Annotated in this window: 15 protein-coding genes; 9 read left to right on the forward strand and 6 right to left on the reverse strand. The window is 67.4% G+C overall.

The window, feature by feature from the left end:
• Positions 1-43 precede the first annotated feature (43 nt).
• Positions 44-1,579: an aminotransferase-like domain-containing protein gene (locus ACZY0R_RS30625; protein WP_488863674.1), complete on the reverse strand. Its 1,536-nt coding sequence runs from the start codon at positions 1,577-1,579 to the stop codon at positions 44-46.
• An 84-nt stretch (positions 1,580-1,663) separates the two neighbouring features.
• On the opposite strand from ACZY0R_RS30625, the gene ACZY0R_RS30630 reads away from it, so the two are divergent.
• From ACZY0R_RS30630 to ACZY0R_RS30665, 8 genes are all read left to right on the forward strand, one after another.
• Entirely contained in the window at positions 1,664-2,347 is a 684-nt protein-coding gene (locus tag ACZY0R_RS30630) for a VOC family protein (RefSeq protein WP_488863676.1), read from the forward strand.
• 66 nt (positions 2,348-2,413) lie between these two features.
• Positions 2,414-3,130, forward strand: coding sequence for an alanyl-tRNA editing protein (locus ACZY0R_RS30635; RefSeq protein WP_488863678.1), 717 nt, complete (start codon positions 2,414-2,416; stop codon positions 3,128-3,130).
• 22 nt (positions 3,131-3,152) lie between these two features.
• Positions 3,153-3,791, forward strand: coding sequence for a LysE family translocator (locus tag ACZY0R_RS30640; RefSeq protein WP_488863680.1), 639 nt, complete (start codon positions 3,153-3,155; stop codon positions 3,789-3,791).
• A 75-nt stretch (positions 3,792-3,866) separates the two neighbouring features.
• On the forward strand, positions 3,867-4,805 hold the full coding sequence (locus ACZY0R_RS30645; RefSeq protein WP_488866270.1) for a DMT family transporter: 939 nt from the start codon (positions 3,867-3,869) through the stop codon (positions 4,803-4,805).
• An 11-nt stretch (positions 4,806-4,816) separates the two neighbouring features.
• Positions 4,817-5,275 carry a RidA family protein gene (locus ACZY0R_RS30650; protein WP_045237434.1) on the forward strand — a complete coding sequence of 153 codons (459 nt, stop codon included), beginning with the start codon at positions 4,817-4,819 and terminating at the stop codon, positions 5,273-5,275.
• A gap of 87 nt (positions 5,276-5,362) precedes the next feature.
• Positions 5,363-5,692 carry a DHCW motif cupin fold protein gene (locus ACZY0R_RS30655; RefSeq protein ID WP_441626809.1) on the forward strand — a complete coding sequence of 110 codons (330 nt, stop codon included), beginning with the start codon at positions 5,363-5,365 and terminating at the stop codon, positions 5,690-5,692.
• Positions 5,693-5,731: 39 nt separating this feature from the next.
• Positions 5,732-6,919, forward strand: a complete 1,188-nt coding sequence (locus ACZY0R_RS30660) for an aminotransferase-like domain-containing protein (protein WP_035873874.1) — start codon at positions 5,732-5,734, stop codon at positions 6,917-6,919.
• A 196-nt stretch (positions 6,920-7,115) separates the two neighbouring features.
• Positions 7,116-7,760, forward strand: a complete 645-nt coding sequence (locus ACZY0R_RS30665; protein WP_488863683.1) for a glutathione S-transferase family protein — start codon at positions 7,116-7,118, stop codon at positions 7,758-7,760.
• Positions 7,761-7,812: 52 nt separating this feature from the next.
• On the opposite strand, the gene ACZY0R_RS30670 is transcribed toward ACZY0R_RS30665, so the two are convergent.
• On the reverse strand, positions 7,813-8,466 hold the full coding sequence (locus ACZY0R_RS30670; protein ID WP_488863685.1) for a LysE family translocator: 654 nt from the start codon (positions 8,464-8,466) through the stop codon (positions 7,813-7,815).
• 377 nt (positions 8,467-8,843) lie between these two features.
• On the opposite strand from ACZY0R_RS30670, the gene ACZY0R_RS30675 reads away from it, so the two are divergent.
• Positions 8,844-10,520 carry an L-lactate permease gene (locus tag ACZY0R_RS30675; protein ID WP_488863687.1) on the forward strand — a complete coding sequence of 559 codons (1,677 nt, stop codon included), beginning with the start codon at positions 8,844-8,846 and terminating at the stop codon, positions 10,518-10,520.
• 93 nt (positions 10,521-10,613) lie between these two features.
• Here the strand turns inward: ACZY0R_RS30675 and ACZY0R_RS30680 are convergent, their stop codons facing one another.
• The 4 genes from ACZY0R_RS30680 to ACZY0R_RS30695 all read right to left on the reverse strand — a co-directional run bounded on the left by ACZY0R_RS30680 (position 10,614) and on the right by ACZY0R_RS30695 (position 13,750).
• Complete coding sequence (locus ACZY0R_RS30680) at positions 10,614-11,039, reverse strand: type II toxin-antitoxin system VapC family toxin (RefSeq protein WP_488863689.1); 426 nt, start codon at positions 11,037-11,039, stop codon at positions 10,614-10,616.
• Positions 11,033-11,305 carry a type II toxin-antitoxin system Phd/YefM family antitoxin gene (locus ACZY0R_RS30685; protein WP_488863691.1) on the reverse strand — a complete coding sequence of 91 codons (273 nt, stop codon included), beginning with the start codon at positions 11,303-11,305 and terminating at the stop codon, positions 11,033-11,035. The genes ACZY0R_RS30680 and ACZY0R_RS30685 overlap by 7 nt, the downstream gene beginning before the upstream one ends.
• A 193-nt stretch (positions 11,306-11,498) precedes the next feature.
• Positions 11,499-12,446 (reverse strand): formimidoylglutamase, encoded by a 948-nt coding sequence (hutG, locus tag ACZY0R_RS30690; RefSeq protein ID WP_488863693.1) that lies wholly within the window; start codon positions 12,444-12,446, stop codon positions 11,499-11,501.
• The gene (locus ACZY0R_RS30695; protein WP_488863695.1) at positions 12,443-13,750 is read right to left on the reverse strand and encodes an MFS transporter; all 1,308 of its coding nucleotides are present in this window, start codon (positions 13,748-13,750) and stop codon (positions 12,443-12,445) included. Before ACZY0R_RS30695 ends, hutG begins: the two co-directional genes overlap by 4 nt.
• Positions 13,751-13,931: the final 181 nt, after the last annotated feature.

Here is a 13,931-nt window from a genome sequence, read left to right on the forward strand (position 1 = left end):
GGCGGCGCCGTTTTCAAGATGCGGCGCGCAGGCGGCTGCGGCGCTAGCGCCGTTCCAGCTGGCGCGCCAGGAAGGCCAGCATATCGGGATCCTGGCTGCTGGCCACGTTGAAGCGCATCCAGCCCGAAGGCATCTGGGAGGGCGAAAACAGGCTGCCCGGCGCGAACAGGTAGCCTTCTTCGTGGCCGGCGGTGGCGATGGCGTTGGTGTCCCGCCCGGTGTCCGCCCACAGGTACATGCCGGCGTGCTGCCCGGGAAACAGCGTCAAGCCGAGCCGTTCGATGGTACGGCGGGTGTCGTCGCGGGCGCGGTCGAGCCGGTTGCGCACCCGCTCCACATGCTTGCGGTAGTGGCCTTCCGTCAGCACCTTATAGAGCACTCGCTCGTTGATCTCCGGCGAGGCCAGCCCCGCCAGCAGCTTGCTGTCGGTCAGGCTGGCGGCCAGTTCGGGGTGCGCCGCGATAAAACCCACCCGCAGGTTGGCGGCCAGCGTCTTGGAGAAGCTGCCCAGGTAGATCACGCGGCGCAACTGGTCCAGGCTGGCCAGCCGGGTGGCGGCGTGGCCGGGCGGGCACAGGTCGCAATAGATGTCGTCCTCGACGATCAGCAGGTCATATTGCTCGGCCAGCCGCAGCAGCTGGAAGGCCTTGGCGGCCGACAGCGAGGTGCCGGTCGGGTTGTGCAGTACCGAGTTGATCACCATCAGGCGCGGCCGGCGCGCCTGCAGGATGCGCTCCAGTGCTTCCAGGTCGGGGCCTTCGGCGGTGTAGGGCATGCCGATCAGTTGGGCGCCCTGGGCGGCAAAGCGGCCGAACATGACGAACCAGGCCGGATCACCCACCAGTACGGCGTCGCCCGGCCGCAGGTAGAGCCGGGCGATCAGGTCCAGTGCCTGGGTGATGCCGGAGGTCAGCACGATCTGGTCCGGGGTGGCGCCGATCTCCAGCTCGGCCAGGCGGTTGCGCAGTTGCTGGCGCAGGGGCAGGAAGCCCTGCGGCGTGCCGCTGGTCAGGAAATGGCTGCCCGGCTGGCGGCCCAGGCCGCGCAGCGCGCTGGCGATCAGCTCGCCATCCAGCCAGTCGTTGGGCAGGAAGCCCATCCCCGGCGACTTATGCGGCTCGGTGGAGTGGAACATGCTGCGCAACAGCCAGGTCACGTCGATATTGCGCGCGCCGGTAGCCACGGGCGCTACCGCCGCCACCTGCGGCGTCCGCTCGCGCACATAGAAGCCCGAGCCGCGGCGCGATTCCAGGTAGCCCAGCGCCACCAGCCGCTCGTAGGCCTCGACCACGGTGAAGCGCGAGATGCCCTTTTCCTGCGCGAGCTGGCGGATCGAAGGCATCCGCATGCCGGCGCGGAACACCCGCTCGTCGATACGCATCCGCGCCCATTCGGTCAGTTGCTCCACCAGCGTCATCTGCGCCGAGGGCACCGGGTCGGGCATGCGTTCGGTGGGGGGCGGCAGCACCAGGCGCAATGACCGCGCCTGTTCGCCGGCGCCGGAGACCGCGCCGTCGTGCTTGCCTGCCCCGGCTCCTTTATCCTTGTGCCCTGGCGCAATCGGGTCCCTGCTGTTCATGCCTTGCTCCCGCCACTGTACTGAGAATGTTCTGCATAACTGTATCGGTACTGTACCGACAACCTTGTCTACCATCAACACACCATGACAATTGCCCTCGACCATCTCGTGATCGCCGCTCCCACGCTTGCCGCGGGGGCGCAGCACGTCGCCGATGCGCTTGGCGTGACGCCTCAGCCGGGCGGCGCCCATCCGGGCATGGGCACGCACAACGGCCTGCTCGGCCTGTTCGGCGGGGCCTACATCGAGGTGATCGCCATCGATCCCGAGGCGCCGCCCCTCGCCCGGCCACGCTGGTTTGGCCTGGACACCGAGGCGGTACAGGCGCGGCTGCGCTATGGCCCCTTCCTGCTGCACTGGGCGGCGCGGGTGGAGCGGCCAACCGACCTGTCCCTGTGGCAAGCGCAGTACCCCGGGCGCATCCCGCCGGTCATCCCGATGACCCGTGGCGACCTGCGCTGGCGTATCACCGTGCCCGAGGACGGCAGCCTGCCGTCGTGGCCGGCTGAGGATGGGGATGGCGCGCCGATCCAGGGCGCAGGCATCCTCCCCACGCTGATCCAATGGGATGTGCCGACCCATCCCTCGTCCCGGCTGCCGAACCAGGGCCTGGCGCTGCGCGCGCTGCGCGGCCGGCATCCGCAGGCGGCCCGACTTGCCGAGGCCATGCAATGGCTGGGCGGCGGCCCGATCGCCCTGGAGGCGTCCACCGTCGCGGAGCTGACCGCGGAGATAGAAACGCCAGACGGCGTGCGCACCCTGCGCTGAACCAGACGAGAAGCAATAAACACAACAACCACAACAACCACAACAACAATGAAGGAGGCCCGACCGATGTCCGCCACCCGCAAACGCTTCGACGACGACGCTTATCTCGGCAGCTGCACCGCCACCGTGGTGGCCGTGCACGCTGACGGCATCGAACTCGACCAGACCGTGTGCTACGCCCGCAGCGGGGGCCAGGCGGGGGATACCGGCACGCTCAGGCTGGCCAACGGCGCCACCATTGCCCTGCTGGAAACGGTGTACACCCCGGACCGCAGCCATATCCTGCACGTGCCCGAGCCCGGCGCCGCGCTGCCGGAGCCGGGCGACATCGTCGCCGTCACCATCGACTGGGAGCGCCGTCACCGGCTGATGCGGCTGCATACCTGCCTGCACCTGCTGGGTTCGCTGATCCCGGTGCCGGTGACCGGCTGCGGCATCTCGCCCGACTCGGCGCGCATTGATTTCGACCTGCCGGAGTCCACGCTCGACAAAGCCGTGCTCACCGAGCAGCTCAACGCGCTGATCGACACCGACAGCCAGGTCGGTATCGAACGCATCACGCCCGAGGAGCTGGCCGCGCAACCGGAACTGGTACGCACCGTGGGCGCCGCGCCACCGGCCGGCAGCGGCGCGATCCGCATCATCGACATCCCCGGCGTGGACCGCCAGCCCTGCGGCGGCACCCATGTGGCGGCTACCGGCGAGATCGGCGCTGTGGTGGTGACCAAGATCGAGAAGAAGAGCCGCACCAACCGCCGCGTGGTCGTGCAGTTCGCGGCGTGACAAGGGCACGACGACCATGATCATGGACCCTGCCCTGCTGACCGGGTTGTCGGCGGCCCAGTTCGCCGCGCTGCTGTCGCTGATGACGGTGGGCTTGTTCACGCCGGGCCCCAACACCACCATCGCCGCCGTCACCGGCGCCAACTTCGGCTTGCGCGCCACGCTGCCCCACTGCGTGGGCGTGGCGTTCGGCTTCGCCAGCATCCTGGCGCTGTGCGCGGCCGGCGTGGGCGCGCTGATCCTGGCCAGCCCGGCGCTGGCGCTACTGGTGCGCGCGGCCGGCGTGCTCTACCTGCTGTGGCTGGCACTCAAGCTGGCGCGCAGCACCGTGCTGTCGGACAAGCAGGTACTGCGCCCGCTGTCGGTGTGGCAATCGGCAGCGCTGCAATACGCCAATATCAAGGCGTGGATGCTGGCGCTGGCGACGGCCGCCTCGTACATGGCCGACGCCCAGTCGCCGCTGCACCGGGCCTTGCTGGTGTGCACCGTGTTCGGCGTGCTTGGCTTCGTCAGCAATGGCGTGTACGGCGTGCTCGGCGCCTCGCTGCGGCAATGGCTGCAGGCGGGCCATCGTATCCGCTGGTTCAACCGCGGCATGGGCCTGGCGCTCGCACTGACCGCGCTGTGGATCGCGCTTGCCAGCCGGCCCACCCTTCATTGAGCATCCAAGATGGCCGCCAGACCCGCCTCCCTCCCCAACGTCAACAACGCCCCCGGCGCCACGCATAGCGGCGGCATGCTGCTCGGCTTTACCGGCGTGGCCATATTCAGCCAGACCTTGCCCTTCACCCGCATGGCGGTGGCCGAACTGGACGCCACCTTCGTGGCGCTCGGCCGCGCGGTGGTGGCGGCGCTGCTGGCGCTGGTGCTGCTATGGCAGCGCGGTGCCTTCGCGCGCATGCGCCGGCCCCAGGGCGGCCAGTGGTGGCGCCTGGCGGTGACGGCGCTGGGCGTGGTGGTGGGCTTTCCGCTGTTTTCCTCGCTTGCCATGCGCGAAGTGCCCGCCGGCCATGGCGCCATCATCACCGGCCTGCTGCCGCTGGCCACCGCGGTCTTTGCCGCCTGGTTCGGGGGCGAGCGGCCCTCGCCCGCGTTCTGGCTGTCGGCCGCTGTCGGCAGCGCGCTGGTGATCGCCTTTGCGCTTTGGCAGGGCGCGGGCGGGCTGCAGCACGCCGACTGGCTGCTGTTCGCGGCCATGGTGCTGGGCGCGCTGGGCTACGCCGAAGGCGGCAAGCTGTCACGCGAACTCGGCGGGCTGGAAACCATCAGCTGGGCGCTGGTGGTGGCGCTGCCGCTGCTGCTGCCGGCGGTGGCCTGGCTGGCGCTGCAACACCCCGGTCAGATCACCGCTGCCTCGCCGCGCGCGTGGCTCGGCATGGGCTATGTGTCCGTGTTCTCGATGTTCATCGGCTTCCTGTTCTGGTACGCCGGGCTTGCAAAAGGCGGCGTGGCGCGCGTGGGCCAGATACAATTGCTGCAGCCGTTCCTCACGCTGGCGGGCGGCGCCCTGTTGCTGGCCGAGCAGCTCGATGCCGTCACCCTCGCCTTTGCGGTGGCGGTGATCGCGGTGGTGGCCCTGGGCCGCCGGACCGCGGTGCGCAGCGCCCCCGCGAGCCCGGTGCCCGCGCCCGCCATTGAAGAACCCCACCCCATTCCAACGGGACGATCCCACTGACTGGAGACCTTATGTCCGTCTACGACACTCTTGCCCGCCTCGGCATCGAACTGCCCACCGCCGGCGCCCCGGCCGCCGCCTACGTGATGGCCGCGCAAACCGGCAACACCGTGTTCCTTTCAGGCCACATCGCCCGCAAGGATGGCAAGCCCTGGGCAGGCAAGCTGGGCAAGGACCTGGGCACCGAAGATGGCAAGGCCGCCGCGCGCTCGATCGCCGTGGACCTGCTGGCCACGCTGCACACCCACCTGGGCGGCGACCTGAACCGCGTCACCCGCATCGTCAAGGTGATGAGCCTGGTCAACTCCACGCAGGAGTTCACCGAGCAGCACCTGGTGACCAACGGCGCCTCGGAGCTGCTGGCGGAAATCTTTGGCGACGCCGGCAAGCATGCCCGCAGCGCCTTCGGCGTGGCGCAGATCCCGCTGGGCGCCTGCGTCGAGATCGAGATGATCGTTGAAGTGAAGTAAGAGGGCTTGATCCGGGAGGCGGGATGCACCCGTGCCGGTGCGTCCCGCCCCCAATCCCTGAACAGCAAGAGGAATCCTGTCCCTCGCATGCGCATCGACAACCTGCCCTTCGGCACCACCGACTGGTCCGAGATCACCCCGACCCGCCATCCCGGCGACACCGGGGAAGCCCTCTGGCGCACCCGCCAGTTCGGCGATATCCGCGTTCGCATGGTGGAGTATTCCGCCGGGTACCTCGCCGATCACTGGTGCACCAAAGGGCACATTCTGTTTGTGCTGGAAGGCGAGCTACATACCGAGCTGGAAGACGGCCGGCATTTCGTGCTCGCCGCGGGCACGAGCTATCAGGTGGCCGACCACGCCGAACCGCACCGTTCGTCCACCCCGACCGGCGCGCGGCTTTTTATCGTTGACTGAGTCGATCCCGTTCGACTCCCCACATACCAAGAGAACATCATGAACTGGGCCATCTCCCGCCGGGCGCAACAGCTGACCAGCTCGGCTATCCGCGAAATCCTGAAAGTCACCGAGCGTCCGGAAGTCATTTCCTTCGCTGGTGGCCTGCCCTCCCCGGCCACATTCCCGGTAGCGGCCATGGAACAGGCGGTGGCCCGGATCTTCGCCGACAATCCGCAGGCAGCGCTGCAATACGCCGCGACCGAAGGCTACATGCCGCTGCGCGAATTCATTGCCAAGCGGCATAACGTGGACGTGGAGCGCGTGCTGATCACCACCGGCTCGCAACAGGCGCTGGACCTGATCGCCAAGGTGATGATCGATCCGGGCAGCCCGGTGCTGGTGGAAACGCCCAGCTACCTTGGCGCGCTGCAGGCCTTCTCGCTGTTCGAGCCTGAATTCGTCTCGGTGCCGGGCGACGACAAGAGCCTGCTGCCCGAAGCCCTCACGCCCGAGCTGACCGCCGGCGCGCGCTTCCTCTACGCCCTGCCCAACTTCCAGAATCCCACCGGACGGCGCATGCCGCTGGAACGCCGCCAGGCGCTGGTGGCGCGCGCGCGCGAACTTGGCGTGCTGCTGGTCGAGGACGATCCCTACGGTGAACTGAGCTACCACGGCGACCAGTTGCCCAGCCTGCTGTCGATGAATCCCGACGGCGTGATCTACATGGGCTCGTTCTCCAAGATCCTCGCACCCGGCCTGCGCCTGGGCTTCGTGATCGCCCCGCCCGACCTGCACTTCAAGCTGTGCCAGGCCAAGCAGGCATCGGACCTGCACACGCCCAGCTTCACCCAGCGCCTGGCTTACGAGGTGGTGCGCGACGGCCTGCTGGACACGCACATCCCGACCATCCGCACGCTCTACGCCGCGCAGTGCCAAGCCATGCTGGATTCGCTTGGGCGCCACATGCCCGAAGGCGTGACCTGGAACGCGCCGGAAGGCGGCATGTTCATCTGGATGGAGCTGCCCGAAGGGCTGGACAGCATGGAGATCCTGCAGGAAGCGGTCAAGCGCAACGTGGCCTATGTGCCGGGCGCGCCGTTCTACGCCAGCAACCCGCGCCGCAACGCGCTGCGGCTGGCTTTCGTCACGGTGGCGCCGGAGCGCATCGAACAGGGCGTGGCCATCCTCGGCACGCTGTTCCGCGAAGCCATCGCCAAGCACGCGCCGCAGGCCAAGGCAGCCTGAGGCATCGCGCAGGCAATGCCTGCGCGAACCGGGCCAGCCTGACGGCCGGCCCGGCTGCCGTGCCGATCCAACGCATACATCTTCCGGCCGATTCCTCGGCGGCGGGCTTCATGGCAAGATAACAACATCACCCGTCAGCCCGGGCCCTGCGTCCCATAGCGCATGGAGCGGCCCAAGCCATCAGGAGAAGATTGTCGTGCTGCGTATCTGGGGTCGGCTCTCATCGATCAATGTGCAGAAAGTTGTCTGGTGCGCGCGCGAGCTGCACCTGGACCACGAACGCATCGACATCGGCGTCAGCGAGGGCGACCTCGATACCGAAGCCTATGTCCGGCTCAACCCCGACCGCAGCATTCCGGTGATCGAGGATTTCCGCGGCACCGACGTCGGCGGCGAGCCTTTTGTGCTGTGGGAGTCCAACGCCATCGTGCGCTATCTTTGCGCGCATGACGGCGAGGACACCCTGTGGCCCGGCAACGTCAAGGCGCGCGCGCTGGCTGACCGCTGGATGGACTGGCAGACCAACGCCTTCAGTCCCGCCATGGTCGACGCGTTTCGCCAGCTGGTGCGGGTGCCCGCCGGACAGCGCGACCCCGACCTGATCGCCCGCTCCCTGGAACGCACCGAACCGCTGGCGGCCAGGCTCGACGAAGCCCTGGCCCAGCGCGAGTTCATCTGCGGCGACCGCTTCACCATGGCCGACATCCCGCTGGCCTGCGCCGCGCACCGCTGGCTGGGCCTGCCGGTGACGCACCAGCCCCGTGCGCATCTCGAACGCTGGCTTGCCGCGATGCGCGCACGGCCGGCCGCCACGGGGATCCTGGTGCTGCCGCTCACCTGAAACGCAGCCGGCTCATCCTCCCCGTCTCAACAGCCAACGTACCTGCCGGCGGCTACTTGCTGTTGCGTCCGCCCGACACTGCCGCCAGCACGCCCAGACCGATCAATGCGCCGGCGGTCAGGTAGCGGCCTGCGGACTGCACGCCTCTTGCACGGGACAGATACGGCAATACGGCCGCCGCAGCCAGCACATAGCAGCAATCGGTGACGGAGGCGACCAGCACGAAGATGCCGCCAAGGGCAATGCTCTGTGGCAACGCCGAGATGGCCGGATCCATGAATTGCGGAAGGAAGGCTGCGAAAAACAAGGTGGTCTTGGGGTTGAACAAGGCCACTACGAAGCCATCGCGAAACACGCGCCGCAGGCCGGCGCCTCCGGCTTCCGGCCCTGCTTCGCCGGCGGCCGCCGGACGCGCACGCAGTGCGCGCAGCCCGAGATACACGAGGTAGGCAGCGCCTGCATATTTGATCACGGCAAAAGCCAGCGCCGACACCGCGAACAGCGCCGCCAGCCCCAGCGCGGCCGCCAGTACATTGACCAGGTTGCCCAGCACTACCGCCGCCACCGAAGCCAGCCCGGCAAGCCGGCCTTGCCCAAGGGTGCGCGCCACGATGTAGATCACGGCGGGCCCCGGCGTCACCGCGAGCAACAGGCTGGATAACAGGAAAGCGGCCAGCATGGGACCGCCGGGAATGATGTGATGCATGACAAGACTCCCCCGCAAGGTTCGGACGCCGCCCTGTCATGCCGACCAGCCCGGCTTCCGCGGGCGCCAGGGCACGAAAAGACAACCAGTGCATTCTGCCACCACGGGCCTGGCCGGCATACATTTGCGTATCGAGTGGTTTGGAGTACTCTGCCGATGGGGCAGCGAGTGCGCCAGCCTGCCCCCAGGCAAACCCTGATCCCTGAATCCGGCTCATGACGATGGTGATTCAATTTAGGGCGGCGTGGCAGGAACCCATCCTTAAAATCGCGAAGTTTGTCGGACGCGTGGCTGGCATGGCACGTCGGAACAAGAGCCAAAACGGCAGGCCGGTGCAATCAGAAAAGAACCTGCCGCCCAACCCGAGGAGATTCATCGTGTGGAGTCAAGTCTATGACCCGCTAGGCAGCATGGCGTTATCAACGCTAGCTGCCGGCATTCCTGTGGCCGTTCTGCTGGCTTCGCTGGCATTCTTCCATATGCAGGCCCACCTGGCCGCCGGCTTGGCGCTGGTGGTGGGCGTGGTCATCGCTGCCGCCGTATTCGGCATGCCTGCCGAGATGGCGGGCAAGGCCGCCGGCCTGGGCATTGTGTCGGGACTGTTCCCGATCGGCTGGATCGTGCTGAACATCATCTTCCTGCACCGGCTGACCACCCTCAATGGCTCCTTTAGGGTGTTGCAGAACTCGATCTCGGGCATCACCGAAGACCGCCGCCTGCAACTGCTGCTGGTGGCGTTCAGCTTCGGCGCCTTCTTTGAGGGCGCGGCCGGCTTCGGTACGCCGGTGGCGGTCACGGGTGCGATCCTGATCGGGCTTGGCTTTTCGCCGCTGGCCGCCTCCGGCCTGGCGCTGATCGCCAATACCGCGCCGGTGGCATACGGGGCACTGGGCGCACCGCTGATCGGGCTGGCCTCGGTCACAGGCCTCGACCTGCTGCACCTCTCGGCCATGGTCGGCCGCCAGTTGCCGTTCTTCTCGGTGCTGGTGCCGTTCTGGCTGATCTGGGCGTTCGCGGGCTTCCGCGGCATGCTGGCGATCTGGCCGGCAATCCTGGTCGCCGGCGTGACCTTCGCCGTGCCGCAGTTCCTGGTCTCCAACTACCACGGCCCCTGGCTGGTCGACGTGATCGCCGCGCTGGTCTCGATGGGCTGCCTCACGCTGTTCCTGAAGGTGTGGAAGCCCAAGGAAATCTGGACCTCCACCAAGATCCTGGGCCGCCACGACGAATCCAAGGTCGACGACCCTGCGGCCGTGGCCGCCGAAGCACGCGCCAGCGCCGCCTCCGCCAGCATCTCGGTGGTCAAGGCCTGGATGCCGTGGGTGATCCTGACGGTCTTCGTCTTCGTCTGGGGCATTCCGGAATTCAAGAAGCTGATGGATGGCCTGTGGCAATTCAAGTTTCCGATTCCCGGACTCGACAAGGCCGTGCTCAAGGTGCCGCCGGTGGTGCCCAAGGCCATCGCCGAAGGCGCGGTGTTCAACTTCAACGTGCTGTCGATGGCGGGCACCGGCATCCTGGCCTCGGCCTTGCTGGGCGGCTTGCTGATGGGCTACTCGGTACCGCGCCTCGTCAAGGAATACTGGGAAACCATCAAGCTGGTGAAGTATTCGCTGCTGACCATCTGCGCCATGTTCGGCATTGGCTACCTGACCCGCTACTCGGGCCTGGACGCCACCATGGGGCTGGCGTTTGCCCACACCGGCGTGCTCTACCCCCTGTTCGGCACCATGCTGGGCTGGCTGGGCGTGGCGCTGACCGGTTCCGACACCGCCTCCAACGTGCTGTTTGGCGGCTTGCAGAAGACCACGGCCGAGCAGCTCGGGCTGTCGCCGATCCTGATGGCATCGGCCAACAGCTCCGGCGGCGTGATGGGCAAGATGATCGACGCGCAGTCCATCGTGGTGGCGTCCACCGCCACCAAGTGGTATGGCCACGAGGGCGACATCCTGCGCTATGTGTTCTTCCACTCGGTGGCGCTGGCGGTTCTGGTCGGGCTGTTCATCACGCTGCAGGCGTATGTGCACCCGTTCACGCAGATGGTGATTCACTGAGCTGCCAAACCAGCGGCAATGAAAAAGGCCCCGCCTGTGCATGGGCGGGGCCAGACTGAAGGCGAAACGGGAGCCGGGTGCCGGAAGCCGCGCTCAGCCCCCAAACCAGTTGGCCAGCCGCAAGCCCGCCAGCCCAGCAAAATCCCTGGTATTGCGCGTCACCAACGTCAGGCCGTGCGCCATCGCGACGGATGCGATCTGTCCGTCCACAAAGGGCAGGCTCAGCCCAGCCCGCTCCCGCGAATTGCGTAGCTCGGCATGGATCCGTGCCGCGGCGCTGTCATAGGGCAAGACCGGCAAGCTGCCCGCCACTTCCTGCACGAAACGGCCAACGGCGTCCTTGCGCTGGCCATCCGGCATACGCAGCCAGCCATAACGTAGTTCATGCCAAACCGGCGCCGGAATAGCCAGTTCGCCATCGAATCGGGCCAGATTCGCCATTACCCCTGCATCCGGCCTTGGCCGCATTGCCTCCGCGACAATGTTGGTGTCCAGCAGCCAACTCACAGCGCTCACCATGTGAAAGCACGCCCGTCGCCGGGTTGACGCACATGCTCGAATGGGTCGGCCTCATCTTCCGCTTGCACGTGCTCGCTGCGCCATTCGCTCAAACGCCCAAAAAAGCCAGACGAGGAACCGACAAGCAGCCGGTATTGCGACCACGACATCAGAACGGCAGCCGGCTGACCGCGCCGGGAAATCAGGAGCGGCTCCTGCCCACTTTCCGCGTCCCGAAGCACATCAGCGAGATGCGCTCGTGCCTCCGAGAATGGAATGGTTTGCATGGCGTTGCCCCCCTCACTTGAAATGTACAACTCAATTGTACAAGAGTGAGCCGCCGAGCGTCGGCTTACGGCTCTAACCGGCACCTGGCCAATCCTGAGCGCTGGCCGCCGCACGCCAGCGGTTGAAACCCGAAAAAAACCCCGCCACTGCCGGCGGGGTTTTTCCTTGCTGCGCGCGCCGTATTTGCTGCGCTCAGGCCATCAACCGGTAGGCCAGCCGCGCCGCTGCGCGTGCCCCGCAGCCATCGCGGTCGTAGAGCGGATTGAACTCCGCCAGGTCCGCCACGCGCAGCTTGCCGCTGGCGCGCACCAGCATGACGATCGCTTCCACCACCGGCAGCGGCACGCCATAGGCTGCCGGCGCCGACACCGCCGGCATCACCGCCGCCGGCAGCACGTCCAGGTCGATGGTGAGGTAGACATGGTCGACCTCATCCATCAAGGCCTGCAGTTCGGCAAGCCGCGCGTCGAGGTGCCGTTCCTGCATCTGCACATCCTCGACATAGTGCACGCCAAGCCCATCCGCATGCGCGAACAGCGCGGCGGTGTTGCCGAGGCGGCTGACGCCCAGGCACGCGTATTCGAAACGCTGGCCACGCTCCCGGCACGCCTGCGCGATCTGGTCGAACGGCGTGCCCGAACTGCCGGGGCGGCCGGTGCGCAAATCTAAGTGCGCATCGAGATTGATCACCAGCACGCGGCCCTGGTCGCCACGGGCATCGAGATGCGCGCGCAGGCCCTGCCAGGTGCCCCAGGCAATCTCGTGGCCGCCGCCCAGCACCAGCGGGAATGCGCCCTGCCCCAACTCCGCGGCGACCGCTTGCGCCAACGCCTGCTGCACCGCTTCGAGATCGCCATCGTTGCAGGTCACGTCGCCGGCATCGCGGAAGACTGCCAGGCCATGCGCCGGGACGCCAGCCAGCGCGCGGCGGATTTCGCGCGGGCCGCCGGCGGCGCCGGGACGGCCCAGGTTGCGCAGCACGCCGGCATCGCAGCAAAAGCCCAGCAGCACCGGCGCGCCGGGTTCGCGCGCGGAACCCTCGGTGCGCACCACATTGAACAGGCGGCGGGTATCGCCAGTCTCGTTGCTATCGGTGCGGCCGCGCCAGACGGTGCCGGCCGCAGGATCCAGTTCGCTCATGACAGGCGGCGGCCCAGGGTTTCTGGCACCATCGCCAGGCCGATCAGCGAGACCAGCCCGCAGCCAATCACGTAAAACGCAGGCGCATTGGGATTGGCGGTGAGATGGATCAGCTCGGTCGAGAAGAACTGCGCGAAGCCACCGAAGATGGCGATCGCCACGCAGTAAGCAATCGACAGGCCCGTAGCGCGCAGGCGCTGCGGCAGCACCTCGCTGACCAGCACCATCGAAGCCGGCGAGGTCATCGACATCGGCACCGAGAGGCAGCCCACCACCAGCAGCAGACGCGTCAGGCTGGGCTCGGCGTTGATCAGCACAAAGGCGGGATAGATCATCAGCAGCAATGCCACGCGCGACCACAGCACCACCGGACGGCGGCCCAGGCGGTCGCTCAGCCAGCCCGCGAACGGCGACAACACCACTTGCACGGCGGCGGCCACGCAGGCAGCCCAGATGCCCAGCGACAGCGGCATGTGCAGCTGGCTGACGGCGTAGTTGCTCAGGTAGTACACGACGATATAGGTCGACGATGCCACGCCGATCATCAGCAGGATGCTGGCCACCAGCGCACGACCGTGTTCACGCAGCAACTGCAGGGTGGAGCCGCGCTCCGACTCACCAGCGGCCGGCGCGGTTTCTTCCAGGCGGCGGCGAATCACCAGGCCCACTGGAATCACCAGGATGCCGATCACGAATGCCAGGCGCCAGCCCCACGCTTCCAGCGCTTGCTGCTCCAGCACATTGCTGAGCAGCAGGCCGACCAGCGCGCCGAACAGCGCCGCCAGGCCCTGGCTGAACGGTTGCCAGCTGGTATAGAAGCCACGCGAGCGGTTGTCGGCATATTCCAGCAGCAGGGCCGTGGAAGCGCCCATCTCGCCGCCGATGGCAAAGCCCTGCACCAGCCGCGCGAGCAGGATCATGATCGGCGCGAACATGCCGATCTGGGCATAGGTCGGGGTCACCACGAAAATCACCGAGCTCAGGCCCATCAGCCAGAGCGTCAGCGCCACAGCCGGCTTGCGGCCGACGCGGTCAGCGTACATGCCGATCAGCAGGCCGCCCAGCGGGCGCATCAGGAAGCCAACGCCGAAGGTGGCAAACGACAGCAGCAACTGCCCGGTGGGGTCGGAAACAGGGAAATACAGGCGGCCGATCAGCGTGGCGAAGAAGCTGTAAACCACGAAGTCGTAGAACTCCAGGCCATTGCCGACGGTGATGGCGGCGATGGCCTGGATCTTGGACAGCGGCTGGGCCGTGGCGGCATGCCGGGCCGCTATGCCGGGGATGGTGTTGTCAATGGACATGAGGTAACTCCGAAGCAAGAAAATCCTGGCCGCCCGCATGCGGGCGGTGGGCGCAACCCAGGGGGGCGGCACGATTCGCGCCGCAGTGGCAGCGCGCGGGGCTGGCGTGCGCTGCCGGTCGCCCTGGCATCCGGCTGGACGGATGCCAGGCAACGCGGACCGTGCCGAGGCCTGGTCCGCG

Source organism: Cupriavidus sp. F041 (assembly GCF_057814235.1).

Excerpts from the sequence above, each read along its gene's own strand:
- ACZY0R_RS30670 (WP_488863685.1), bottom strand. The coding sequence starts at position 8,466 with ATGCATCACATCATTCCCGGCGGTCCCATGCTGGCCGCTTTCCTGTTA.
- ACZY0R_RS30625 (WP_488863674.1), bottom strand. The coding sequence starts at position 1,579 with ATGAACAGCAGGGACCCGATTGCGCCAGGGCACAAGGATAAAGGAGCC.
- ACZY0R_RS30635 (WP_488863678.1), top strand. The coding sequence starts at position 2,414 with ATGTCCGCCACCCGCAAACGCTTCGACGACGACGCTTATCTCGGCAGC.
- ACZY0R_RS30685 (WP_488863691.1), bottom strand. The coding sequence starts at position 11,305 with ATGCAAACCATTCCATTCTCGGAGGCACGAGCGCATCTCGCTGATGTG.
- ACZY0R_RS30695 (WP_488863695.1), bottom strand. The coding sequence starts at position 13,750 with ATGTCCATTGACAACACCATCCCCGGCATAGCGGCCCGGCATGCCGCC.
- ACZY0R_RS30630 (WP_488863676.1), top strand. The coding sequence starts at position 1,664 with ATGACAATTGCCCTCGACCATCTCGTGATCGCCGCTCCCACGCTTGCC.
- ACZY0R_RS30645 (WP_488866270.1), top strand. The coding sequence starts at position 3,867 with ATGCTGCTCGGCTTTACCGGCGTGGCCATATTCAGCCAGACCTTGCCC.
- ACZY0R_RS30650 (WP_045237434.1), top strand. The coding sequence starts at position 4,817 with ATGTCCGTCTACGACACTCTTGCCCGCCTCGGCATCGAACTGCCCACC.
- hutG (WP_488863693.1), bottom strand. The coding sequence starts at position 12,446 with ATGAGCGAACTGGATCCTGCGGCCGGCACCGTCTGGCGCGGCCGCACC.
- ACZY0R_RS30660 (WP_035873874.1), top strand. The coding sequence starts at position 5,732 with ATGAACTGGGCCATCTCCCGCCGGGCGCAACAGCTGACCAGCTCGGCT.
- ACZY0R_RS30680 (WP_488863689.1), bottom strand. The coding sequence starts at position 11,039 with ATGGTGAGCGCTGTGAGTTGGCTGCTGGACACCAACATTGTCGCGGAG.
- ACZY0R_RS30655 (WP_441626809.1), top strand. The coding sequence starts at position 5,363 with ATGCGCATCGACAACCTGCCCTTCGGCACCACCGACTGGTCCGAGATC.
- ACZY0R_RS30640 (WP_488863680.1), top strand. The coding sequence starts at position 3,153 with ATGGACCCTGCCCTGCTGACCGGGTTGTCGGCGGCCCAGTTCGCCGCG.